8 protein-coding genes are annotated in these 25,041 nt (G+C 70.4%); 2 read left to right on the top strand and 6 right to left on the bottom strand.

All coding sequences use genetic code 11. The features are described from left to right. Window positions 1–6 precede the first annotated feature (6 nt). The 5 genes from LRH25_RS31700 to LRH25_RS31680 form a co-directional block, all read right to left on the bottom strand. Window positions 7–387: a nuclear transport factor 2 family protein gene (locus LRH25_RS31700; RefSeq protein WP_141287456.1), complete on the bottom strand. Its 381-nt coding sequence runs from the start codon at window positions 385–387 to the stop codon at window positions 7–9. A gap of 72 nt (window positions 388–459) precedes the next feature. Further along, entirely contained in the window at window positions 460–1,503 is a 1,044-nt protein-coding gene (locus LRH25_RS31695) for an SDR family oxidoreductase (protein WP_211361366.1), read from the bottom strand. 8 nt (window positions 1,504–1,511) lie between these two features. Then, window positions 1,512–2,105, bottom strand: a complete 594-nt coding sequence (locus LRH25_RS31690; protein ID WP_141287455.1) for a TetR/AcrR family transcriptional regulator — start codon at window positions 2,103–2,105, stop codon at window positions 1,512–1,514. A gap of 85 nt (window positions 2,106–2,190) precedes the next feature. Further along, window positions 2,191–2,571: a nuclear transport factor 2 family protein gene (locus LRH25_RS31685; RefSeq protein ID WP_141287454.1), complete on the bottom strand. Its 381-nt coding sequence runs from the start codon at window positions 2,569–2,571 to the stop codon at window positions 2,191–2,193. A gap of 41 nt (window positions 2,572–2,612) precedes the next feature. Beyond that, complete coding sequence (locus LRH25_RS31680; protein WP_141287453.1) at window positions 2,613–3,377, bottom strand: SDR family NAD(P)-dependent oxidoreductase; 765 nt, start codon at window positions 3,375–3,377, stop codon at window positions 2,613–2,615. A gap of 128 nt (window positions 3,378–3,505) precedes the next feature. Here LRH25_RS31680 and LRH25_RS31675 point away from each other — a divergent pair, with 128 nt between their 5' ends. Together LRH25_RS31675 and LRH25_RS31670 are read left to right on the top strand one after the other, a co-directional pair. Continuing rightward, entirely contained in the window at window positions 3,506–4,447 is a 942-nt protein-coding gene (locus tag LRH25_RS31675) for a LysR family transcriptional regulator (RefSeq protein WP_141287452.1), read from the top strand. Between the two features lie 153 nt (window positions 4,448–4,600). Beyond that, complete coding sequence (locus LRH25_RS31670; RefSeq protein ID WP_231013194.1) at window positions 4,601–5,074, top strand: hypothetical protein; 474 nt, start codon at window positions 4,601–4,603, stop codon at window positions 5,072–5,074. Between the two features lie 63 nt (window positions 5,075–5,137). Here the strand turns inward: LRH25_RS31670 and LRH25_RS31665 are convergent, their stop codons facing one another. Beyond that, a complete protein-coding gene (locus LRH25_RS31665) occupies window positions 5,138–25,027 on the bottom strand; it encodes a non-ribosomal peptide synthase/polyketide synthase (RefSeq protein WP_231013192.1) in 19,890 nt (6,629 codons plus the stop codon). Window positions 25,028–25,041 lie beyond the last annotated feature (14 nt).

Raw genomic sequence — 25,041 nt, 5'->3', positions numbered from 1 at the left:
GGGCCCTCAATCCTTCTTGAATGCAGCGGCAGCCGCTGCGGTGTCGAGTGCTTCGCGCAGCAACTTGATCTTGCCGTTCTCCGCGATCAACACGCCGGCATAGGTCTGGCGGTACACCTTGCCGGTGTCGGGCACCAACGCTTCGACCGAATACTCGGCGAATGCCTTGTCGGGCGTGTCGATGAACGACTTGAATTCCTTGAACCTGAAATCGGGCACACGCTTCAGTAGGCCGGTCAGGAGTCCTTCGACTCCGACAGGTCCGGTGACATGCACCTTGATCGTCGGAAGTTCCAGCACGCCATCGTCGGCGAAGAGCGCACCGGCGGCAGCGGGGTTCCGTGCGTTGTCGGTGTAGGCCTTGAGGAGGTCGAGCGCAGTTTTCATTGTGAGGTCGCGTTCTGGTGGATCGAAGGTCGTGGACGGAGTTCGGCAATTGGGTTCACGGGTTACGGAGGCTCAGGGCCGTGGGCTGCTGGCCACGAGCCCTCTGGACAGCAGGCTTTGCGCTGCAGAGGCCACGGCGTCTTCACTGCTGCGTGGCGCCCAGTCCAGCAGTTGGCGGGCCTTCCGGTTCGAGATGTGCTTGTCCTTGCCCAACTCGGGCAGCACCTGCCTGAGCTCCGGCTTGAAGAGCGAGGCGACACGTACCAACCAGTTGGGAAGCTCCCTGGTGGGCGCCTTGGCAGCGACGTCGCCGAAGCGCTCGCGGAGCATGGCAGCGACCTGGAGCATCGACACACAGTCGCCGGCCGAAGCGAGAAAGCGCTCGCCGGACGCCTTCGGGTGAGTCATGGCCCGGATGTGGAGGTCTGCGACGTCGCGCACATCCACTACGCCGAAACACACCTTGGGACAAGCGCTGAGCCGGCCCTCGAGCATCTGCTTGACCAAGGAGATCGACGACGAGTAGTCGGCCCCGAGAACGGGGCCGAAGATTCCCACTGGATTGATCACCGTCAACTCCATGCCCTGCCCTTCGGTGGCGACAAAGTTCCAGGCCGCCTTTTCGGCCAAGGTCTTGGACTTGACGTAGGCGCTGGAACTCGCATCGAGGTGAGTCCAGGACGTCTCGTCGAGGGCTTGGCTGCCACGCCCGTGGCCGTAGCCGATCGCGGCGAAGGAAGATGTGAGGACGACCCGCTTCACTCCGGCGTTTCGTGCGGCGGTCAGCACGCGCAGAGTGCCCTCACGGGCGGGGACGATAAGGTCGTCTTCATGCTTCGGCGCGGCAGGCGGGAAGGGGGACGCGACGTGGAGGACGACCTCGCAGTCCTTGACCGCATCGGCCCAGCCTTCGTCCCGTTGCAGGTCGGCCATCGCGAAGCCCAGTCGGTCATCGGCATGGGGACTGTCTTGACCCACCATGGAGCGAACGAGTGCCCGCCGGCTTTCCGAGCGCACGGTCGTACGCACTTCGTGCCCGCTCTGGAGGAGTTGCTCGATGCAGTGGCTACCGAGGAAGCCGGAGCCGCCAGTGACGAGAATCTTGCCTATGCCCATCGGATCCCTCACTTCTTCACGTGACAGCAGACTCGAACACAGAGCCGAAGGCGCTCCGAGAATTCGCGCGGAGAGGGCGAACCCTCCTTCCAGGTGAGACCGCAGAGGAACAGCACCTGCGCCACCTCTTTTGCCGAGCGGTTCGCACCGGACGTCGTGAATTCAGGCGACGCGGCCAGCGCTCCGGCGATGCGCTTCATGAACGCGCCCTTAACCTCCTCGACCGCGGCAGGAGACAGCTGATCGCCCGTCACAATGACGTCGAACGACGCGGGACTGAACGTGGCCAGGTGCCTTCCGAACCAGGCATCCAGCGCCGCCGTCAGGCGGTCGACCAGCGACAGGTCGGTCCGGCCGAGCGCCTTGTCCACCAGGGCCATGCAGTCGTCGAGGTACTTCTGCATCGCGGCGAGGAAGATCTCGTTCTTCCCCGCGAAATGCAGGTAGAGACCCTGCTTGGAGATTTCGGCGGCAGCGGCCAGATCTTCTATCGAGGTCTTCCGGTATCCGTGCCGTCCGAACTGCTTGACGGCGGCGTCGAGGATCGAGTTCCTCCGGGCCTCCGCCGCCGGTGGAGGTGCTTCACTTGATTTGCTTGCCATGTATCAAGTGTACTAATTTGGTCAATCCGGTCAACTGCCGGGCGTATCGCGGGCGCCAATCTTCGGCGCCGGCCTGGCAGCAACTTCAACCCTTGCTGAACGCGCGCGCAGCGGCCGCGGTGTCAAGTGCCTCGCGCAGCAGCTTGATCTTGCCGCCCTCCGCGATGAGCACGCCGGCATAGGTCTGGCGGTACATCTTGCCGGTGTCGACCACCATCGCCTCGACGGAATATTCGCCGAAGACCTTGTCGGGCGTGTCGATCCAGACCTTGAAGTCCTTGAAGCGAAAGTCGGGCACCTTGGCCAGCAGGCCGGAGAGCAGGGCCTCGACGGCCGCGGGGCCCCGGGCATGCGCCTGGACCGTCGGCAGTTCGAGGACGCCGTCGTCCGCGAAGAGCGCCGCGGCGGCGGCGGGAGTGCGGACATTGTCTTGATAGGCCTGAAGCAGTTCGAGTGCGGTTGTCATGAGACTTTCCTTGACAGGTGAGGGATTCGTCGATGGGCAGTTCAGACCTGCGCCATGCCACCATCGGCGAACAGTTCGATGCCGGTGATGAACGACGAATCGTCGGAAGCGAGGAACAGCGCCGCCCTGGCGATGTCGTCGGGCTGTCCGATGCGGCCGATCGGCAACTGTGCGGTCAGGTAGTCGAGCAGGCCCTGCTGCTGCGCGGCCTCGGGCCCTGCGAGCTCGACCAGGCCGGGCGTGTGGATCGGCCCTGGCGACAGCGTGTTGATGCGGATCGCACGGCCCTTCAAGTCCAAAACCCAGCTGCGGGCGAGGTTGCGCACCGCGGCCTTGGTCGCGCTGTAGATGCTGAAGTTGGCAGTGCCCTTCACGCTGGTCGTCGAGCCGGCCAGGATGACGGAGGCGCCGTGTGTTGCCTTCTCCAGCAAAGGCAACGCCTTCTGCACCGTGAACACGACGCCCTTCACGTTGCGTTCGAAGGTCTGGTCGAAATGCGCTTCGGTAATTGCGCCCAGCGGCAGCATCTCGCCCCCGCCTGCGTTCGCATACAGCACGTCAACGCGGCCATGCTGTGTCCGCACCAGGTCGTAGAGCTTGTCCAGTTCGTCCAGCTTGGTCGAGTCGGCTCGCACACCCTGGGCGTTCTGCCCGATGGCGGCGACGGCCGCATCCAGTTCGGCTTGACGCCGTCCCGTGATGTAGACGAACGCGCCTTCGGACGCGAATGTCTTGGCGGCTGCCAGACCGATGCCGGTGGTGCCACCGGTGATGACGGCAACCTTGCCGGTGAGCTTGTTTCCCATGTGGTGCTCCTGTGTTGAGAGGGTGAGCGAAGCTTACGAATGTCATGGGTAGGAATAAAGACGAGGATTTGCACTTCTTATTTCATGTGCTTGAATAATGGGGACGAAACAACCCAACGGCCAATGCCATGGACCAACTGCTGGCGCTGCGCGTTTTCGTGCGGATCGCCGAATCCGGGGCTTTCTCGCGCGCCGCCGACACAATGAACATTCCGCGACCCACGGTGACCAAGCTCGTCCAGGATCTGGAGCGCCACCTGGGGACGAAACTTCTGCATCGGACGACGCGGCGCGTCAACGTGACGCCGGAGGGCGCGGCCTACTACGAGCGGGCCACCCGCCTGATCGGCGAACTCGACGAGATGGACGAAAGCGCTTCGCACTCGCGCGCCCTGCCGCGTGGGCGCATCCGGGTTGACGTCGGCTCGGTGGTTGCCAACATGATCCTCATCCCCGCGCTGCCGGGCTTCCGCGCGCGCTACCCGGATCTGCATGTCGATCTCGGCGTCAGCGATCGTCCGGTCGACCTCATTGGAGAGGGCGTGGACTGCGCGATCCGGGGCGGGCCGTTGCCGGACACGTCGCTTGTGGCGCGACGCATCGCCGACATGGATTGGGTGACCTGCGCCAGCCCGGTCTACCTGAAGGCGCGCGGCGTTCCGTTGCACCCTTCCGAACTGATGCCCCAGCCGGCCCAGGACGCCGGCAAGCGTCGCGTTCCCGGCCACGCCGTCGCCGGCTATTTCTCGTCGCTCACCGGGCGAGCGTTCCCGCTCGAATTCCACAACGCGGGCGAGCGGATATTGGTGCATGGCCAAGTGGAGGTGGCCGTCAACGAGAGCACCGCGCATTTGAGCGCTCTACTGGCTGGGGTGGGAATCGGGCAGGCATTCAAGTTCATGGCCGCGCCGCACATCGAGAACGGCCGTTTGACCCGCCTGCTCGACGACTGGACGCGCCCGCGCCAGCCCTTCCACGTGCTGTACGCGAGCAACCGGCACCTGAGTGCCAAGATCCGGCTGTTCGTGGATTGGGTGGCCGAAGTGTTCGCGCCATTCGACGATCGGTAGGCCTCGAAGGACTGGGCTGGAAGAAGCAGCGGCACCTGTTCGACCATCTGCGGCCAGGCTTGCCCGGGCTGTTCGCAGGAACGTCGTTTGCTCAGCTGCGCCGTCACCGCCTCGGCGGCTCACGAAATTCCGTGTTGACAGGAGCCTGTCCAAATGCAGATTCGCAGCTTGATTTCCTCCGCTCTGATTGGCGCCGTCGCCAGTGCGCGGTCCATGACGCCGATGGCGACCATTGCGGCGGCGCGGCTCGCGGGGCGGCAGACGCCGGGGAAGCTGGTCCTGCTGGGCCGGCCGGTGATCAAGTTCGGGGCCTTGGCGATGGGGGTTGGGGAACTGCTGGGGGACAAGATGAAGACCGCGCCGGACCGCACGGTCTTCCTGGGGCTGTTGGCGCGCGTGTTGAGCGCTGGGATCGCCGGGGCGGCGCTGGCACCACGGGGCAGCGAGCGGGCCGGGGCCGCGGTCGCGGTGGCCACTGCGGTGCCGCTGGCCTACCTGACGCTTGCAGGTCGCAAGCGGGCGATGGCGCAGATCGGGCAGACGCGCAGCGGGCTGATCGAAGATGCGCTGATCGTCGCCGCGGGAGCGGCGGTCGTGGCGCTGACGATGCGATCGAAGCAGGGCTAGCCAGAAAGTGGCCCGCAGGAGGACCGGCTTGGCCGCCCCTCCTGCCATCCCCGTGCCGGCCAACTACCGCCGCTCGCGCAACGCTGCGGCCACGCCCTCCAACAGGCCCGCATGAGCCAGCAGGCCGAAGTGCCCCACGGGCAAGGCCTGCTCCGCGGCGAGCGCCCGACCGAGCTGTGCCGACAGCACCGCCCGATCTGCAGCCGGCCGCTCGGCCACCCACCAGGATTGCGCGCTGCACTGCACCGGCACCAGCGCATCGGCCTGCGCGGCGATCTCGCGCAGTCTCAACGCGACGCTGAAGACCCGAGCGAGTTCGCTGCCATCCAGGCTGTTCAGGTCGCCAGCTTCAGCTGACCCCGCAACGCCGCTGGCGCGCAGCAGCGCAATGCGGGCGTCCAGCCAGGCGGCGACGGTGGCTTCGTCGCCCAGCGTTTCGATGGCGGGCAAGCTGGCAGGATCCAGCTCGCTTTGACCGGGCAGTGCGAGCTGGGCGAAGTCTCGCAGGGCCTGGCGGATGTCGCCGTCCATGGCCTCTGATTGCTCGCCGCTGGCCGGAATGAACGGGTCCACCAGGCCGAGGAAGGCGACCTGGCGGCCGGCTTGTTCGAGCACGGCGGCGACGGCTGCGGCCAGCGTGCCGCCGAAGGACCAGCCGATCAGGTGCAGCAGGCCTTGCGGCTGCTGGGCCTGGATCATGCGCGCGTAATCGGTGGCCATTTGCGGCAGCGAATCTTCGCGGTGCGACGGGTCGCCGAGCATGCGGCTGGGGATGCCGTAGACCGGGCGCTGGCCTTGCAGGTGGCGGGCGAGCGGGCGGTAGTCGAAGACGGTGCCGAGACCTGCGTGCAGGCAGAACAGCGGTTCGCCGCTCGCGGTGGCGCCGCCTGCGTCCAGGCGCTGCAGGCCTGCCGGCGAAGCGCTGGGCTGCGCAGCGCTGCTGTGCAGGCCCAGCAGGCTGGCAATGGTGGGGCGCTGCATCAGGTCACGCAGCTTGAAGGCCAGCGCGGGGTCGCCGAGCGCGCGCATCCTGGCCAGCAGCTTGAGGCTGGACAGCGAGTCGCCGCCGCATTCGAAGAAGTTGCTGTCTTCGCCAATCGCCTGCACGCCCAGCACCTCCTGCCAGATCGCCACCAGCTGGCGCGCCTGCGGTGTGGAAGGCGGCTTCACGGCCCGCCCTTGCGCCCGCTCGGGCTCGGGCAGTTGCGCACGGTCCAGCTTGCCGCTGACCAGGCGTGGCAGTGCGGGCAGCGTGACGAGCTGCGCCGGCACCATGTAGTCCGGCAGTTGCTCGCGCCATTGCTGTTGCACGCGGGCGGCCAGGCGGCCTGCGTCCTGCCCGGCCATTGGCACCAGGTAGGCGACCAGGCGGCGGCCACCGGTGCCATCGCGGGCGACGACGGCCACGTCCAGCACGCCAGGCATCTCGCGAGTGCGGCTTTCGATCTCGCCCAGCTCGATGCGGAAGCCACGGATCTTCACCTGATGGTCGACGCGGCCGATGTACTCGATGTTGCCGTCGGCCATCCAGCGCACCAGGTCGCCGGTGCGGTAGAGGCGACCGCCTTCGTTGCTGAACGGGTCGGCCACGAAGCGCTCGGCCGTCAGCCCCTGGCGACCGAGGTAGCCGCGCGCCAGGCCGTAGCCGCCGATGTAGAGCTCGCCCACCACGCCGGCAGGCACCAGGCGCATGTCCGCATCGCACACGTACACCGCGCGCTCGCCCACCGGCTTGCCGATGGGCGCGTAGGCGCAGTCGAAACCTTCGCTCGCGTCGCTCTTCCAGATCAGCGGCGTGACCACGGTTTCGGTCGGGCCGTAGCCGTTGATCAGCACCTGCGGCCGCAGCGTTTCGCGCACCTTGTCGTAGGACGCCTTGGGCATGGCTTCGCCGCCGAAGACATAAAGCTCGACCGGCGGCGCGTCGTTGCGCGTGCTGGCCCAATCCGCGAGTTGGCCCAGGTAGGCCGGCGGGAATGCGGCGTTGGTGACGCCGTAGCGGTGCAGCGCGTCGTAGGCCTGCTCGGCGGTCCACAGCTCGTTGTCGCGCAGCGCCAGGCCAGCGCCCACGCAGAGCGCGGTGAGCCAGCGCTCGTGCGCGCCGTCGAACGAGAAGGACATGAAGTGCAGCTCGCAGGAGCCCGGGCCCATGCCGTAGACCTCGGCCGTGGCCAGGCAATGCATGGCCAGCGGCCCGTGCGACACGGCCACGCCCTTGGGCGTGCCGGTGGAGCCGGAGGTGTAGATGACGTAGGCCAGCACATGCTCGTGCACCGGCAGCGCGAGGTCGTGTGCCGGCTGGGCCTGCAGGTCCAAGGTTTCCAGCTCGATGCGCCGCACGCCTGCCGGCAGGCGCAGGCCAGGCAAGGCCTGGCGGTGCGCCAGCACGGCCTGCACGCCGCTGTCCTGCACCATGAAGGCCAGCCGCTCTTCGGGATAGGCCAGGTCCAGCGGCACGTAGGCAGCGCCGGCCTTCAGGATGGCCAGCATCGCGGCAATGGTGTCCAGCGAACGCTCCATCGCCACGCCCACGCGCGCGCCCGGCCGCAGCCCCGCCTGGCGCAGGCAGCGCGACAGGCGGTTGGCGCGGGCATTGAGCTGCGCATAGCTCAGCTCCTGCTCGCCCATCACCAGCGCAATGGCCTGCGGCTGCGCGCGGGCGCGAGCCTCGATCAGGCAATGCACGGCAGTGCGCGGCGCCGGCGGCTCGGCACGGCCCTGGGCCTGCCGGCCCTGCAGCAGCAGCGCAGCCTGCTCAGGCGCAGAGAGCGGACTGAACTCGCGCAGCAGCGTGCCCTCGCCCGCCTCGGCCATGGCCTGCAGCAGCCCGAAAAGATGGCGCGACAAGGCCTGCACCTGCGCCAGGCCAAAGTGCTGGCGCTGGTAGATCAGCTTGATCATCAGCGTGTCGGCCAGGTGCACTTCCACGTCCATCGGGTAGTTGGACACATCGACGCTGCGCGGCGCGTGGAACACCAGGCCGCTGTCGGCCGAGCGCGCCAGCATCTCGCCGACGGGGTAGTTCTCGAACACCACGATGCTGTCGAACAAACCGCGGCTGCCCTGCCCGGCCCAGCGCTGGATCTCGTGCAGGGGCGTGTGCTCATGCTCGCGCGACGCCAGGTTCTGCGCCTGCAGCGCCCGCAGCCAATCGCCCAGGCGCTGGCCCGAAGGCAGCGCGGTGATGACAGGCAGCGTGTTGATGAACAGGCCCAGCATCTGTTCGGCGCCGGGCAGGTCCGCCGGGCGGCCGGCCACGGTGGCGCCAAAGGCCACCTCGCGCTGGCCGGTGTAGCGCGCCAGCAGCAGCGCCCAGGCAGCCTGCACCAGCGTGTTGGGCGTGACACGCGCCTGGCGCGCGAAGGCCAGCCAGCGCGCGGTGGCCGGCGCGTCCAGCGCGGCTTCGATCTCGCCGTAGCCTTCGGGCACCAGGCCGGCCAGCGGGCGCGGCAGCGCGTCGGCCAGCAGCGTGGGCTCGGGCAGACGGGCCAGTTGGGTGCGCCAGTAGGCTTCGCTGGCCGCAGCGTCACGGCTTTGCAGCAGCGCGATGTAGTCGCGGTAGCGGGACGGCGGCGTGGCCGGGGTTTCGCCCTGGTAGCGCTGCAGCACCTCGGCCAGCAGCCGGGCCGAGCTCCAGCCGTCCAGCAGCAGGTGGTGGTGGGTCCAGATCAGGTGGTGCGTGGCCTCGGCCACGCGCACCAGCGCCAGCCGCATCAGCACCGGCTGGTCCAGCGCCAGGCCCTGGTGCTGGGTCTGCGCCAGCGCGTCCAGCGCCTGCGGCAGGTCCGCCCGGCCGCGCCAGTCCAGCAGCAGCATCGGCAGCTCGGCGCTGCGCGCCACCCACTGGCGCGGCGTGCCGCTCAGCTGGACAAAGCCGGTGCGCAACACCTCGTGCTGCTGCACTGCCTGCTGCCAGGCCAGGTGGAAGCGCTGCGGGTCCAGGCGTTCGATGTCCAGCCGCAGCTGGGCCACGTAGGCGCTGCCATCAGTTTCCACAAGACTGTGGAACAGCATGCCTTGCTGCATGGGCGAGAGCGGGTACAGGTCCACCAGCCGGTCCAGCGGCAGCGCGGCAGCGTCGAGCTGCGCCTGGTCCAGGCCGGCCAGCGGCAGGTCGGACGGCGTGATGCCGCGCACGCCGCTCGTGCAGTGCGCCATCAGCGCCAGCAGCTCCTGCTCGAAGCCGTCCACCCAGCCCTGCACGCTGGCCGCCTCGTGGCGGGCGCGGCTGTAGCTCACGGTGAGGCTCAGCTCGCCGTCCAGCACCTGGCCGTCGACCGAGAACTGGTGGAAGCGCGGCGCGGCGTCGTCCACCACGCGGCCGGCGCTCTCGGGCGCAGGCTGCCAGCCGCCATCGGCCTCGAAGCTGCCGTCCAGCTGGCCCAGGTAGTTGAAGACCACTTCGGCACGCGGCAGGGCTTGCAGCGCCTCGCGCTGCGCGGCGCTGCCCAGGTGCTTGAACACGCCATGGCTCAGGCCGTGAGCCGGCACGCGGCGCAGGTCTTCCTTGACACGCTTCAAGGCCTCGCCGGGTTCGCCCAGCGGTGAGAGCGCCACCGGGAACAGGCTGGTGAACCAACCCACGGTGCGGGACAGGTCGAGTTCCGGCGAACCAGCAAGCGCTTCGCGGCCATGGCCTTCGAGGTCGACCAGCACACGCGCGTGGCCGCTCCAGGCGCACAGCGCACGGCCCAGCGCGGTCAGCAGCAGGTCGTTGACCTGGGTGCGGTAGGCGGCAGGCGCCTGGCGCAGCAAGGCCTGCGTCTGCGCCCGGTCCAGCCGCAGCTGCAGGCCGGCCTGGTCGGCCGCGGTGTTGCGGCCATCCGGGTGGTCGCAAGGCAGGGTCGCCGGCACATCGGCCAGCGACTGCCAGTGCAACAGTTCATTGCCCGCCAGCTCGTCACCCGCCTGCGCGGCATGCGCCTGCAGGGCCAGCACCCAGTCCTTCACGCTGCTGGTGGCCGGCGGCAGCGCGACCGGCTGGCCGGCGCAGCATTGCGCGTAGGCCGTCTGCAGGTCTTCCAGCAGCACGCGCCACGAGACGCCGTCCACCACCAAATGGTGCAGCACCAGCAGCAGCCGCCAGCTGCCATCGGCCAGCGCGACGGCGCAGGCACGCAGCAGCGGGCCGTGCGTCAGGTCCAGGCTGGTTTGGGCCTCATTGCAGATCGCATCGAGCGCAGCGGCGTCGGCGGCCTGGCGGTGCCACAGCAACTCGCCGGCATCGACCTGCCCGGCATAGGCCTGCTGCCAGTGGCCGTGCGCGTCGGCGACAAAGCGCAGGCGCAGGCTCTCGTGGTGGCGCACCAGCGCGGCCAGCGCGTCGGCCAACGGACCGAGCGCCAGCGCCTCGCGGCTGGCCAGCAGCACGGCCTGGTTCCAGTGGTGGCGAGCCGGAATGTCGGCCGCGAAGAACTCGGCCTGGAAGGGCAGCAGCGGCAGCGTGCCCTGCACCTCGCGGCGCAGCTCGGCGGCCTGGCCCACGGCCTGCACCACGGGCGCCAGCAGCGCCACGGTCTGGCGCTCGAAGAGCTGGCGCGGCGTGAGGCGCCAGCCGGCGCGGTGCGCGCGGGAGACGATCTGCAGGCTGAGGATGGAGTCGCCGCCCAGCTCGAAGAAGTTGTCGTGGCGACCCACGCGCGGGCGCTGCAGCACCTCGGCCCACAGCGCGGCAATGGCGGTCTCCACCTCGCCCACCGGCGCCTCGAACGCACCGGCCGTGCTGGCCTCGGGCTCGGGCAAGGCCTTGCGGTCGACCTTGCCGTTGGTGTTCAGCGGCAGTTGCGGCAGCAGCGTCAGGCTGGCCGGCACCATGTACTCGGGCAGGCCGGTGGCGAGGCGCTCGCGCAGCAATGCGGCGTCCGCCACCTGGCCGGCATGCAAGGATGCGTAGGCCAGCAGCCGCGCGCCGCCGGGGCCGCTGCGCGCGACCACCACGGCCTCGCGCACTTCCGGCTGCGCCAGCAGCCGTGCCTCGATCTCACCCAGCTCGATGCGGAAGCCGCGGATCTTCACCTGGTGGTCGGTGCGGCCCAGGTATTCGAGCTGGCCGTCAAGGAACGACGGGCCGCTCCCGAGTTCCTGCTCCCCCTTGGGGGGCGGGCCGGGCGGCAGCCCGGTCCTGGGGGCTGCATTTGAAACCCAGCGCGCCAGGTCGCCGGTGCGGTACAGGCGTTCGCCGTCCGCGCCCAGCGGATCGGCAATGAAGCGCTCGGCACTGAGCGCCGGCTTGCCCAGGTAGCCGCGGGCCAGGCCCACGCCGCCGAGGTAGAGCTCACCGGCGACGCCCGGCGGGCTGGGGTTCAGGTCCGCATCCAGCACCTGGGTGCGCAAGCCGGCGATGGGCCGGCCGATGGCGACCTGGCCGCGGCCGTCTTCGCGGCAGGTCCAGTGGGTCACGTCGATGGCGGCTTCGGTCGGGCCGTAGAGGTTGTACAGCGCGGCACCCGGCAGCCGCCGGAAGACATCGCGCTGCGCCTCGGCCGGCAAGGCCTCGCCGCTGCAGACGATGCGGCGCAGCACCTCGTTGCAGGCCTCCACGCCCTCATGCGCCAGGAAGGCCTGCAGCATCGACGGCACGAAGTGCAGCGTGCTGACACCGTGCTGAAGGATCAGCGCGACCAGGCGCGCCGGGTCGCGGTGTTCGCCGGGTGCGGCCACGGCCAGGCGGGCGCCGGCCATCAGCGGCCAGAAGAACTCCCAGACCGACACGTCGAAGCCAAACGGGGTTTTCTGCAGCACGGTGTCGCGTGGCGACAGTGCGTAAGCCTGCTGCATCCAGGCCAGCCGGTTGTAGAGCGCGCGGTGATGGTTGGCCGCGCCCTTGGGCCGGCCGGTGGAGCCGGAGGTGTAGATCACATAGGCCAGGTGCTCGCCATGCAGCAGCGGCCGCGGGTCGTCCTGCCGCGCCTCGGACAGGTCCAGCGTGCGCAGGTTCCAGTTCGGCAGACCGGCAGCAAACGGCGCCACGTCGCGATCGCTCAACAGCAGCGAGATGCCACTGTCCTCGGCCATGTAGGCCAGGCGTTCGTCGGGGTGTTCCGGGTCCAGCGGCACGTAGGCGCCGCCCGCCTTCATCACCGCCAGCAGCGCGACGACCATCTCGATGGAACGTGCCATCCACACGCCCACGCGCGCATCCGGCCGCACGCCGGCCGCGATCAGGCGATGCGCCAGCTGGTTGGCGCGGCGGTTCAGCTCGGCGTAGCTCAGCACCGTGTCGCCGAACACCACGGCCGGTGCATCAGGCTGGGCCCGCACGCGGCGCTCGATCAGGCGGTGCACCGGCTCCGCACCCGGCAGCGCCGGCTCGGCCACGCCCCAGCGCTGCAGCGCCTCGCGCTCGGCCTGGGTGGCCAGCGCGAGTTCGCCCAGGCGCTGGCTGCCACCCTCGGTCAAGGCATCGGCCAGGCCTTGCAGCGCGGCCACGGTCAAGCTGCAGATACGCTCGGCGCCAACGCTGCGCACCACCTGCGCAACGAGGTCGAAGCCACCGTCCTGGTCCACCAGGTCGTCCACCGAGAGCGTGAACGGGTAGTTGGTGCGCTCCTCGCCACCCAGCATCTCCACCCCCTGCCAGGCCGACACACCTTCGGCCGCGGCCGGGCTGCCGTAGCGGTAGTTCAGCAGCGCGGTGAACATCGGCGTGCCGCCGGGCAGACCGCTGCAGCGCTGCGCCAGCGCCAGGCTGGCGTGCTCATGGCGCAGCAGCTCGGCCAGCGCCTCGTGCGTCTGCCGCAGGGCTTGTGGCGCGTCCTGCCCGGCCAGGCGGAGGCGCAGCGGCAAGGTGTTGATGAACAGGCCCATCGCGCGGCCGACCTCGGCATCGCCCTGCAGCCGGCCGAACAGCACGGTGCCGAAGACGACGTCCTGCCGCCCGGTGCAGCGGGCCAGCACCATGGCCCAGGCCAGGTGGAACAACGCCGCGGCGCTCACACCATGGCGCTGCGCCTCGCGCCGCAGCTGGGCCGCCAGCGCGGCCGGCAGCGGCAGGCGCAACTCGTCAACACCTGTGCCATCACCGCGCACGTCCAGCAGCTGGAACGGCGCGGTCGGCTCGTCCAGGTCGCCCAAGGTGCGGCGGAAATAAGCCTCCTGCGCGGCGCGGTCCTGCGCGCGCACGGCCTGCGCCACGTAGCGGCGAAATGGCACCGGCGCCGGCAGCGCGGCCTCGCGGCCCTGCTGCACTTCGGCGATCTCGGCGATCAGCAGCGCCAGCGTGGTGTGATCCAGCACCAGGTGGTGGCTGGGCAGCTGCAGCAGCCAGCGCTGGCCCGCTGCATCCTGCGCAGCCAATGCGCGCAGCATCGGCGCGCGGCGCACGTCAATGCGGTGGCGCGCCGGGTCCACGGCGGCGTTCAGGCGCTCGGCGGTGTCGCCCTCGCCTTGCGCCAGCCATTCGAGCACCAGCGTGGCCTCGCGCTGCACCACCTGCACCGGCGCGGCCAGGCCTTCCCACAGCACGGCTGTGCGCAGGATGTCGTGGCGCGCAATCACGCGGTTCAGGCTGGCGATGAAGGCCAGCAGCCTGGCCTCGCTGTCAAAGGCCAGCAGGCAGGGCGTGACATAGGCGTCGCCCGTCTCCTGCATCAAGTGATGGAACAGGATGCCTTCCTGCAGCGGGGCCAGCGGGTAGACGTCCTGCACATTGCGCGCGCCGCCGGGCACGGCAGCCTCGATCAGGCGCAGCTGCGCGTCGTCCAATGCCACCAACGGCAGCATCGCCGGGGTCAGCGCGCTGCAACCGGCCGGCACGGCGGACTCGGCATCTGCCGAAACCTGCACCTCGCCCACCGGCTGCAACACGGCCGCCAGCTCGGCCAGGCGTGGCCGCTGGAACAGCGTGCGCACGTCCGTCTGCCAGCCCTGGCGCCGCAGCTGCCCCAGCAGTTGCACGGCCAGCAGCGAGTGGCCGCCGAGCGCGAAGAAGTGGTCCTGCCGGCCCACCTGCGGGCGACCCAGCAGCGACTGCCACAGCGCGGCCAGCAGGCATTCGCGTTCGCCTTGCGGCGGCTCGAAGGCCTGCGCCTCGGCCAGCGCAAGTTGCGGCAGCGCATGGCGGTCGATCTTGCCGTTGGCGTTCAGCGGCAAGGCGGGCAGCACCGCAATGGCGGCGGGCAGCATGTAGTCCGGCAACGCAACAGCCAGGGCATCCCGCAGGGCCTCGCCTTGCAGCGCCGTGCCTTCGTCCGCCGACACATAGGCCAGCAGCCGCGCACCGGTGGCCGCGGGCTGCGCGACCACCACAGCCTCGCGCACGCCAGGCTGCGCCAGCAGTTGCGCCTCGATCTCGGCCAGCTCGACGCGGAAGCCGCGGATCTTCAGCTGGTGGTCGCTGCGGCCCATGTATTCGAGCGCGCCAGTTTCGGTCCAGCGCACCAGGTCTCCGGTGCGGTAGAGCCGGCCGCCATGGGTGGCAAATGGATCCGCCACGAAACGTTCGGCGCTCAGGCCGGCGCGGCGCGCATAGCCGCGCGCCAGCAGCTCGCCGCCAATGCACACCTCGCCAATGGCGCCTGGCGGCGCGAGGTTCAGCTCGGCGTCCACCACGTACAGCTGACGGCCCGGCAAGGCCTGGCCGATCGGCAAACGGGCCGGCACCGGCAGGGCCTGCTGCACATAGGGCGCGCAGTCCAGCACGGTGGCGGTGACGGCGGCTTCGGTCGGGCCGTAGGTGTTGCGCAGCGCCACTTGGGAAAGCCCGGCCTCGCGCCAGGCCGCCAGGCCTTCGGGCGGCATGGCTTCGCCGCCGGCGTGCACCAGGCGCAGCCGGCCATGGTCGCGCAGGCCCAGGCGCGCGAAGTCCTGCAGCAGCAGAAACCAGTAGGCCGTGGTCAGGTCGGCCACGGTGATGCCGTGGCGGTGCAGCGCGCGGTGGAAAGTGTGGGCGTCCCACACGTCCGGCCCGCGCAGCACCACGGCGGCGCCCACGCACAGCGCGGGGTACAGCTGCTCGACGAAGCCATCGAAATTCAGCGTGGCGAACTGCAGCACGCGGTCCTCGGGCTGCAAGCCGAAGAAGGCTTCGGCCACCTGCACATGGTCGGCCAACGGGCCGTGCGCCATCGCCACGCCCTTGGGCTTGCCGGTGGAGCCGGAGGTGTACATCAGGTAGGCCAGTTGACCCGCGTGCACCTGCACCTGCGGGTCATCGCCGGCCTCATCGCCCAGGCGCAGCGATTCGATCTCGACCACGCGGCAGCCGGCCTGCACCGGCAGGCGCTCGCGCACCGCGGCGTGGCACAGCAGCAGCGCCATGCCGCTGTCGTCCACCATGTGCGCCAGGCGCTCCGGCGGATAGGCCGGGTCCAGCGGCACGTAGGCGCCACCGGCCTTCAGGATGGCCAGCACGGCCACCACCATGTCAACCGAACGCGCCAGCGCCACGCCCACGGTGACCTCGGCGCGCACGCCTTGGGCCATCAGCCAGTGGGCGAGGCGGTTGGCGCGCTGGTTCAGCTCGGCATGACACAACATTTCTTCGCCGAACACCAGCGCAAGCGCCTGCGGGCGAAGCGCCGCCTGGCGTGCCAAGCGTTGGTGCACCGGCTCGAAGCCGGCCAGGCAGGCCGCGCCGGCGCCGTGTTGCAGCCAGCTGGCGCGGGCCGCGGCGTCCAGCGCCTGCACCTCGCCCAGCACCTGCTCGGGCGCCTCGACCAGCGCCAGCACCAGGTGCCGCAGTTGCGCGGCCAGGGCGGCCGCGGCCGCGGCGCTGAAGCGGGCCCGCGAATGATCCAGCGCGATGGTCAGCGTGGCGCTCTGGTGGACCGAGAGCGTCATCGGATAGTGCGTGTCGTCCTGCATCGCCACGTCGCCGAACTGCAGGCCGCCAGGCGCGGCTTCGGCCAGCACCTGGTCCACGGGGTAGTTCTCGAACACCAGCAGCGTGTCGAACAGCGGCTGGCCGGCACGGCCGGCCCAGCGCTGGATCTCGTACAGCGGCGCATGCTCATGCTCGCGCGAGGCCAGGTTCTGCGCCTGCAGCGCCCGCAGCCACTCGCCCACCCGCTGCGCGGCCGGCAGCGGCACGGCAACCGGCAAGGTGTTGATGAACAGGCCCAGCATCTGCTCGGCACCCGGCAGCTCGGCCGGCCGGCCGGCGACCGTCGCACCGAAGACCGCCACCGATTGCCCCGTGTGCCGCGCCAGCAGCAGGGCCCAGGCAGCCTGCACCAGCGTGTTGAGGGTGATGCGCTCGGCGCGAGTCGCCGCCAGCAGGGCTTGCGTGGCCTCAGGGCCGAAGTCCAGCAGCTGCCTGCCCTGCCCTGCTTCGGGCTGGGCGGGGCGCGGCAATGCGTCGGCCAGCAGCGTGGGCTCGGCCACTGCCGCCAGGCGCTCCTGCCAGTAACGCTGGTCGGCCGCCGCGTCCCGTGCCTGCAGCCAGGCCAGGTAGTCACGGTAGCGAGCCACGGTGGGCGCCAGCGCCTGGCCTTCGTACAGGCGCAGCACCTCGCCCATCAGGCGCGAGGCGCTCCAGCCGTCCAGCAGCAGGTGATGCAGGGTCCAGATCAGGTGGTAGCGCCGGGCGCCCAGCTGCACCAGCGTCAGCCGCATCAGCGGCGGGCTGGCCAGGTCGAAGCTGGTGGCCAGGTCGGCACTGGCCCAGGCGTCCAGCGCTGCCGTGGGTTCGGCCAGCTCACGCGCATCGTGTTGCGCCAGCGGCAGCGTGGCCTCGGCGGCCACCCATTGCAGCGGACGTTCACCGATCAGGAAACCGCTGCGCAGCACCTCGTGGCGAGCCAGCACGGTTTGCCAGGCGGCGTGGAAACGGGCAACGTCCAGGCCGGTCACGTCGACACGCAGCTGGGTCACATAGGCGGCGCCCTGCTGCTCGTAGAGACTGTGGAACAGCAGGCCTTGCTGCATGGGCGAGAGTGGCAGCAAGTCCTGCAGCCGGGCCGCAGGCAGGGGCAAGGCGTCCAGCTCTGGCTGGGTCAGGCGAACCAGCGGGAAGTCCGAAGGCGAGACGCCGCGTGCGCCGCTGCAGCAATGCGCCACCAGCGCTTCCAGCGCCTGCTCGAAGCCCTGCATCCAGGCCTGCACGGCGGCTTGGTCATGGCGCTCGCGGCTGTAGGCCACCTCCAGCCGCAGCCGGCCTTCGAAGACCTGGCCATGCACGCTGAACTCGTGCGGGCGCGGGGTTTCGGGGTCGACCGACTCGCCGGCAGATTCCGCGGCCGGTGTCCACGGCGCTTCGGCATCGAAGCTGCCGTCGAACTGGCCGAGGTAGTTGAACAGCACCGGCGACGCGGGCGCAGCGGCCAGCGCCGCGCGCTGCGCAGGCGTGCCGAAGTGCCGCAGCAGGCCGTGGCCCAGGCCCTTGTTTGGTGCCTGGCGCAGCGCTTCCTTGACGCGCGGCAGCGCAACGCCAGGCTCGCCCAGCGGCGCCAGCCGCACCGGATGCACGGTGGTGAACCAGCCCACCGTGCGCGACAGGTCCAGCCCCGGCACCAGGTCTTCCCGGCCGTGGCCTTCGAGGTCGACCTGCAGCTCGCTGCGGCCGCTGGCTGCGCACAGCGCGCGGCCCAGCGCGGTCAGCAGCAAGTCGTTGACCTGCGTGCGATAGGCGGCCGGCGCCTGTTTCAGCAAGGCCTGCGTGGTGGCGGGCGACAGCGTGAACGACAGGCTGGCCTGGTCGGCCATGCGGTTTCGGCCCTGTGGCCCGGCGCAGGGCCAGGGCTCGGCAGCTTCCGCCTGCGCCAGCCAATGCGGCAGCTCGTGCGCATGGTCCGCGGCGCGCGCCTGCAGTGCCTGCACCCATTCGTCGTAGCGGCTGGTGGCCGGCGCCAGCACCACCGGCTGGCCGGCGGCCTGTTGGCGCAACGCCGTTTCCAGATCCTGCAGCAGGATGCGCCACGAGACGCCGTCGACCGCCAGGTGGTGGATGGCCAGCAGCAGGCGCCAGCTGGCGTCCGGCAGCTGCACCGCGAGTGCGCGCAGCAGCGGGCCGTGCTGCACGCCGATGCTGCGCTGGGCTTCGTCGCAGTGGCGCTGCAGCTCGGCCGCATCGGCCGCCTGGCGCAGCCAGAGCAGCTCGGCGGCGTCGGCCTCGTCGGCGGCTGCGTAGCGTTGTTGCCAGACGCCTTCGGGCGAAAGCGCGAAGCGCAGCCGCAGGCTGGGATGCTGGCGCAGCAGCGCGGCCAGCGCAGCGCGCAACGGTTCGGGCTGCAGCGCGGCGCGGCTTTGCAGCAGCACCGCCTGGTTCCAGTGCAGCGAAGGCGCGGCCTGGGCGAAGAAGTCGGCCTGGATGGGCAGCAGTGGCAGCCAGCCCTCGGGCAAGGCCGCCACCGCGGCGGGCCCGGCCGCGTGCACCGGCTCGGCCACCTGGGCCAGCTGGGCGACGGTCTGGCGCTCGAAGAGCTGGCGCGGCGTGAGCCGCCAGCCGCGCTCGCGGGCCCGGGCGACGATCTGCAGGCTGAGGATGGAGTCCCCACCCAGCTCGAAGAAGTTGTCGTGCCGGCCCACGCGCGGCACGCCCAGCACTTCGGCCCACAGCGTGGCCAGGGTGGTCTCTGCTGCGCCCTGCGGCGCGGCGTGTTCGGCGGCAGCTTCGAAGGCCGGCACCGGCAGCGCGGCCCGGTCCACCTTGCCGTTCAGGTTCAGCGGCAGCGTGGGCAGCACCACCGTCAGGCTGGGCAGCATGTGCTCGGGCAGCAGCGCGGCCAGGCGGCTGCGCAGCGTGGCACCGTCCACCGGCTGGCCGGGCAGCAGCGACACGTAAGCCACCAGCCGCAAGCCGGCGCCGCCAGGCAGCGCCACGGCCACCGCCTCGCGCACTTCCGGCTGCGCCAGCAACTGGGCCTCGACCTCGCCAAGCTCGATGCGGAAGCCTCGGATCTTGACCTGGTGGTCGATGCGGCCGAGGTATTCCAGTTGGCCATCCAGGAACGACGGGCCGCTCCCGAGTTCCTGGTCCCCCTTGGGGGGCGGGCCGGGCGGCAGCCCGGTCCTGGGGGCCGCAGTTGCACGCCAACAAGCCAGGTCGCCGGTGCGGTAGAGGCGCGCGCCGTTTTCGCTGAACGGATCGGCCACGAAGCGTTCGGCACTCAGGCCGGCGCGGCCCAGGTAGCCACGCGCCAGGCCGCTGCCACCGAGATACAGCTCGCCGGCCACGCCGGGCGGCAGCGGCCGCAGCGCGGCGTCCAGCACATGGGCCGTGCGGTCACCGACCAGGCGGCCGATGGGCATGTAGGCGGCGTCGAAGTTTTCACCACGCTCGGCCTTTGCAATCGTCGGCGTGATGACGGTTTCGGTCGGGCCGTAGCCGTTGATCACGCGCTCGGGTTTCAGCACCGCATGCACCAGCGCCAGGCTGGTGCGCGGCATGGCTTCGCCGCCAACCGTGTACGAGCGGATCGGCAGCCGGCTGGCGGCCTCGCCCATCAGCTCGGCCATCTGGTGCAGGTAGCTGGGCGTGAAGCAGGCAATGGTGATGCCGTGGCGCTGGATCTCCTCACAGGTGCGCTCGACCGACCACAGCTCCTCGTCCCGCGGCATCAGCGCCGAGCCGAAGGCCAGCGGCACCCAGATGCGCTCGTGCGCACCGTCGAAGCTGATGGAGGCGAACTGCAGCTCGCGGTCCTCGGGCCGCATGCCGTAGGCCAGGCCGATGGTCTGCACGTGCATGGCCAGCGGCCCGTGCGCCACCGCCACGCCCTTGGGCTGGCCGGTGGAGCCGGAGGTGTAGATGACGTAGGCCAGGTGCTCGCCGTGCAGTGGCACCTCGGGCGCATGCGTCGGTTGGTCGGCCAGGTCCAGCGTGTCCAGCAGCAGCGTTGCCGGTGCGGGCAGGCCGCGCTGGGTGCGGGTGTGCGCCAGCAGCAGCGCCACGCCGCTGTCGGCCAGCATGTAGGCCAGGCGCTCGGCCGGGTAGTTGGCGTCCAGCGGCACATAGGCGCCGCCAGCCTTCAGCACTGCCAGCAGCGCGACGACCATGTCCAACGAACGCGGCAGCGCCAGGCCGACGCGCACTTCGGGCGCCACGCCGGCGGCGATCAGCCGGTGCGCGAGCCGGTTGGCGCGGGTGTCGAGTTCTGCATAGCTGAGCTGCTGCTCGCCCATGATCAGCGCGACCGCATCGGGCCGCAATGCGGCCTGTTCGGCCACCAGCTGATGCACCAGCCGGCCGTCGCAGCCACTGGCGTCGCCGCGGCCCCAGCGCTGCAGCTGCGCCAGCTCCACGGGGCTGAGCAATGCCAGCGTGTGCAGCGGCTGGTCGGGCTGGGTGGCCAGTGCCTGCACCAGTTGCTGCACGGCGCGCTGCATGTCGTCGCAGATGCGCTGTGCGGACACCCGCCGGTCGATCTGCGCGATCAGCTCGAAGCCCTCGCCCTGGTCGTTCACTGACAGGCCGAACGGGTAGTTGGACGACTCGTGGAAGGCCAGGGTTTCGATGCCTTGCCAGGTGCGGGCTTCCTGCGCGGCGTCCGCCTGTGCGGGCGTGACGTGGCGGTAGTTCAGCAACGTGGCGCACAGCGGTGTGCCAGCAGGCACGCCACTGCAGCGCTGGGCCAGTGACAGGCTGGCGTGCTCGTGGTGCAGCAGCTCAGTGAGCGCCGCATGCGTTTGCCGCAATGCAGCGGCCACACCCAGGCCGCGCAGCTTCACCCGCAGCGGCAGCGTGTTGATGAACAGGCCCAGCGCGCGCTCGGCGCCCTCGCCACCCTGCATGCGGCCAAACAGCACGGTGCCGAAGACCACGTCTTCGCGCGCCGTCGTCTTGCCCAGCACCAGCGCCCAGGCCAGGTGGAACAGCGTGGCCGCGCCAATGCCGGCCTGCCGGCACTGCAGGCGCAGCGCCTGGGCCAGTGCGGGCGACAGCATCTGGCGCGCCTCCGCCAGCGAAGCGCCATCGCCCTGCACGTCCAGCAGATCGAAAGGCGCGGTGGACTCGGTCACCTCCGCCAGCATGGCCTTGAAGAAGCGCGTCTGCTCGGCCGGATCCGCCGCCTCGCGGGCCTGGGCCACGAAGCGGCGGAACGGCACCGGGGCCGGCAGTTGCGAAGCGCGGCCCTGCAGGATCTGCGCGATCTCCTCGACCAACAGCTCCTCGGACGCATGGTCCAGCGCCAGGTGGTGGCTGGGCAGCTGCAGCAGCCAGCGCTGGTTGGCGGCATCGCGCGCGGCGAGCAGCCGCATCATCGGCGCGCGCCACACGTCGATGCGGAAGTCCCGCGCCTGCACCAGCGCGGTCAGTTGCGCGGCCACGTCGTCCCCAGCGTAGGACGTGCCTTCCAGCGGCCATTCGATGGCCAGCGCGGCCTGGCGTGCCACGACCTGCACCGGCTCCGGCAGCCCGTCCCACAACACTGCAGTGCGCAGGATGTCGTGCCGCGCCACGACCTGGTTCAGCGCCTCAACGAAAGCTTGCAGGCGCTCGCGGCTGTCGAAGCCCAGCAGGAAGGCATTGACGTAGACGTCGCCCTCGGCCTGCATCATGTGGTGGAACAGGATGCCTTCCTGCAGCGGCGCGAGCGGGTAGACGTCCTGGATGTTGGCGGCGCCGCCAGGCACCTGGGATTCGATCAGTCGCAGATGGTTGTCTTGCAACGCGACCAGCGGCAGCATCGCCGGCGTGATCGAGTCGCAGCCCGGCGGAATGCCGACCACTTGCGCGACGGGCGCGGCGGGCTCGTCCACCGACACCGGCTCGACAAGCCTGGCGAAGTCCGCCAGGCGCGGGTGCTGGAACAGCTCGCGCACCTGCACCTTCCAGCCCTGTCGGCGCATGCGCTCCAGCAGTTGGATGGCCAGCAGCGAGTGGCCGCCCAGCGCGAAGAAATTGTCCGCACGGCCCACCTGCGGCAGGCCCAGCACCTCGGCCCACAACAGGGCCAGCGCCTGTTCCACCTCGCCCTGCGGCGGCTCGAAGGTCTGCTGCGCGGTGGCCAGCTCGGGCTCGGGCAAGGCCTTGCGGTCGACCTTGCCGTTGGCGTTCAGCGGCAGCGCCGGCAGCAGCACCAGCGCGGCCGGCACCATGTACTCCGGCAGTTGCGCGGCCAGCCGCTCGCGCAGCAGCGCAGCGTCGGCCGCTGCACCCGGCTGCGGCACCACGTAGCCCACCAGCCTGTCGCCACCCGCCGCCCTGCGCGCCATCACCACGGCGGCCTGCACCTCGGGCTGGGCCAGCAACTGGGCCTCGATCTCGCCGAGCTCGATGCGGAAGCCGCGGATCTTGACCTGCTGGTCGATGCGGCCGAGGTAGTCGAGCTGGCCATCGGCGCGCTGGCGCACCAGGTCGCCGGTGCGGTACAGGCGCGCGCCCGGCGGGCCGAAGGGGTCGGCAATGAAACGTTCGGCACTCAGGCCGGGCCGGCCGAGGTAGCCGCGCGCCAAGCCGGCACCGCTGACGTGCAGTTCGCCCGGCACGCCGATTGGCAGCGGGTTCAGTGCCGCGTCCAGCACCTGCAGGCCCAGGTCCGGAATGGCGCGGCCGACGGGGCTTCTGCCCAAGCCGAGGTCGGCACGGGTGATGGGCCGGTAGGTCACATGCACCGTCGTCTCGGTGATGCCGTACATGTTGACCAGCCGCGGCATTTCATCGCCATGGCGGTCGAACCACGGGCGCAGGCTCTCTGGCTCCAGCGCCTCGCCGCCGAAGATCACCTGGCGCAGCGCGAGCGGCGCGGCGCCCTCTTCTTCGGGCAGGTGCGGCAGGTGCACCAGTTGCTGGAAGGCCGAAGGCGTCTGGTTCAGCACCGTGACCTGCTCGCTGCGCAGCAAGGCCATGAAGTCCGCCGGCGAACGGCTGACCCAGTACGGCACCACCACCAGCCGGCCGCCGGTGCACAGCGCACCGAAGATCTCCCAGACCGAGAAGTCGAAGGCGTAGGAATGGAACAGCGTCCACACATCCCGCGGGCCAAAGCCGAACCACGGTGCGGTGGCGCTGAGCAGGCGCGCCACGTGCCGATGGCTGAGCTGCGCGCCCTTGGGCCGGCCGGTGGAGCCGGAGGTGTAGATGACGTAGGCCAGTTGGTCCACATGCGCAGCGCGGGCCGGGTTGTCGGTGTAGGCGTCAGCAGGCGGCGTCGCGTCCAGGCACAGCACCGGCAGCGTGGCCGGCACCGGCACCTTGGCTCGCAGCGCGCTGGTGCTGAGCAGCAGCGCCAGGCCGCTGTCCTCGACCATGTAGGCCAGGCGCTCGGCGGGATAGTCCGGGTCCAGCGGCACGTAGGCGCCGCCGGCTTTCAGGATGGCCAGCATGCCAACCACCAGTTCGATCGAACGCTCAACCGCAAGGCCAACCTTGCACTCCGGCCCCACGCCCCGCGCGATCAGCTGATGCGCAATGCGGTTGGCACGCTGGTTCAGCTCGGCGTAGCTGACATGCGCGTCGCCCAGCGTCAACGCGATGGCCGCGGGCTGACGCTGCGCCTGGGCTTCGATCAATGCATGCAGCGGCGCCGCCGGCGCGTCCTGCAGCAGCGGCTGTCGCCATTGGCGCAGCTGTGCCTGCTCGGCAGCGCCCAGCAGCGGCACCTGGCCCAGCGGCTGCGCGGGGGCCTCCACCAGCGCCTGCAGCAAGGCCAGGTAGTGGCCAGCCATTCGCGCGATGCTGGCCGGCTCGAACAGTTCACGGGCGTAGACGAACTTCAGGCGCGGCTGGCCTGCTTCGTCCTCCGCCACGTCCAGCATCAGCTCGAACAGCGCCGCAGGCGTGGCTGGCGCCAGGCTCTGCACCTGCAAGCCGGCAATGGCTTGCACGCTGGCGGTGGCCGCCTGGCGCTGATGGTTCAGCAGCACCTGGAACAGCGGGCTGCTGCCCAGGCTGCGCTCGGGCTGCAGGGCTTCGACCAATTGCTCGAACGGCAGGTCCTGATGGTCCTGCGCGCCCAATGAGGCTTCGATGGCCTGCGCCAGCAAGGCCTGCAGCGGCAAGCCGTCATGCAGCTGGCTGCGCAGCACCTGGGTGTTGACGAAAAAACCGACCACGCCTTCGGTCTCGCTGCGATGGCGGTTGGCAATGGGCACGCCCACGCGCATGTCCGCCTCGCCGGTATGGCGGTAGAGCAAGGCCTGCAGCCCCGCCAGCAAGGCCATGAACAAGGTGCCGCCCTGCTGCTGGGCCTGGCGGCGCAAGCCCTGCACCAGCGCCTGCGGCAGGTCCAGGCCATGCTGGGCCGCGGTGTAGCGGCCGTCCGCGCGGCGCGGGTGGTCGGTGGGCAGTTGCAGCACCGGATGCTCGTCGCCCAGCTGCGCGCGCCAGTAGGCCAGCTGGCGCTCCTTCTCGCCAGCCGCCAGCCACTGGCGCTGCCAGAGGGCGTAGTCGGCATAGGTCACGGGCAAGGGCTTCAGCGCAGCGGCCTGGCCGGCGCAGGCCGCCTGGTACAGCTCGGCGAACTCGGCCACCAGGATCTGCAGCGACCGGCCGTCCGAGACGATGTGATGCATCACCACGGCCAGCAGATGGTCCTGCGCGCCCAGGCGGATCAGCGCCACGCGCAGCAGCGGGCCCTGCGCCAGATCGAACGGCGTGTGGACCAGCGTGTGCAGGCGAGCCTGCATGTCGCCGCTGTCAGGCGTGTCGCCGTCATGCGCCCACAGCGGAATGTCCAGCGCTTGCACGGGCTGAACCAGCTGCTGCGGCAAGCCGTCTTCACCCGGCCGGAAGACGGTGCGCAGCGCTGCATGCCGGGCCACCAGCGCCTGGAACGCCGCGCGCAAGGCGGCTTCATCGAGCGGCCCCTGCAGGCGCAGCGTCTCGGCCATGTGATAAGCCGAGCCATGCGGCTCCAACTGCCACAGGAACCACTGCCGCTCCTGCGCATGTGACAGCGCGCAGGCCGCCGCCCCATCCGCTCCCGCCTGGCGCCGCGGCACCGGGAACTGCGCCATGTGCAGCCCCTCGGCCTGCATCTTCGCGTACGCGGCGCGCCGCTGGGCGTCGGTCAGGGCAGCAAAGCGTTCGGCGATGCGTTGAGCGGCAGCGAGATTCGGCGTGGAAGCGGGCATGGTCGGCTGTGTCT

It is taken from the genome of Ideonella azotifigens, assembly GCF_021043325.1.
Lineage (GTDB): Bacteria > Pseudomonadota > Gammaproteobacteria > Burkholderiales > Burkholderiaceae_C > Ideonella > Ideonella azotifigens.
This window is presented reverse-complemented; position numbering and strand designations above follow the sequence as displayed.

What these genes read in the sequence shown, in the direction of transcription:
- LRH25_RS31700 (WP_141287456.1), bottom strand. Translation starts at nt 387, where the DNA reads ATGAAAACTGCGCTCGACCTCCTCAAGGCCTACACCGACAACGCACGG.
- LRH25_RS31695 (WP_211361366.1), bottom strand. Translation starts at nt 1,503, where the DNA reads ATGGGCATAGGCAAGATTCTCGTCACTGGCGGCTCCGGCTTCCTCGGT.
- LRH25_RS31690 (WP_141287455.1), bottom strand. Translation starts at nt 2,105, where the DNA reads ATGGCAAGCAAATCAAGTGAAGCACCTCCACCGGCGGCGGAGGCCCGG.
- LRH25_RS31685 (WP_141287454.1), bottom strand. Translation starts at nt 2,571, where the DNA reads ATGACAACCGCACTCGAACTGCTTCAGGCCTATCAAGACAATGTCCGC.
- LRH25_RS31680 (WP_141287453.1), bottom strand. Translation starts at nt 3,377, where the DNA reads ATGGGAAACAAGCTCACCGGCAAGGTTGCCGTCATCACCGGTGGCACC.
- LRH25_RS31675 (WP_141287452.1), top strand. Translation starts at nt 3,506, where the DNA reads ATGGACCAACTGCTGGCGCTGCGCGTTTTCGTGCGGATCGCCGAATCC.
- LRH25_RS31670 (WP_231013194.1), top strand. Translation starts at nt 4,601, where the DNA reads ATGCAGATTCGCAGCTTGATTTCCTCCGCTCTGATTGGCGCCGTCGCC.
- LRH25_RS31665 (WP_231013192.1), bottom strand. Translation starts at nt 25,027, where the DNA reads ATGCCCGCTTCCACGCCGAATCTCGCTGCCGCTCAACGCATCGCCGAA.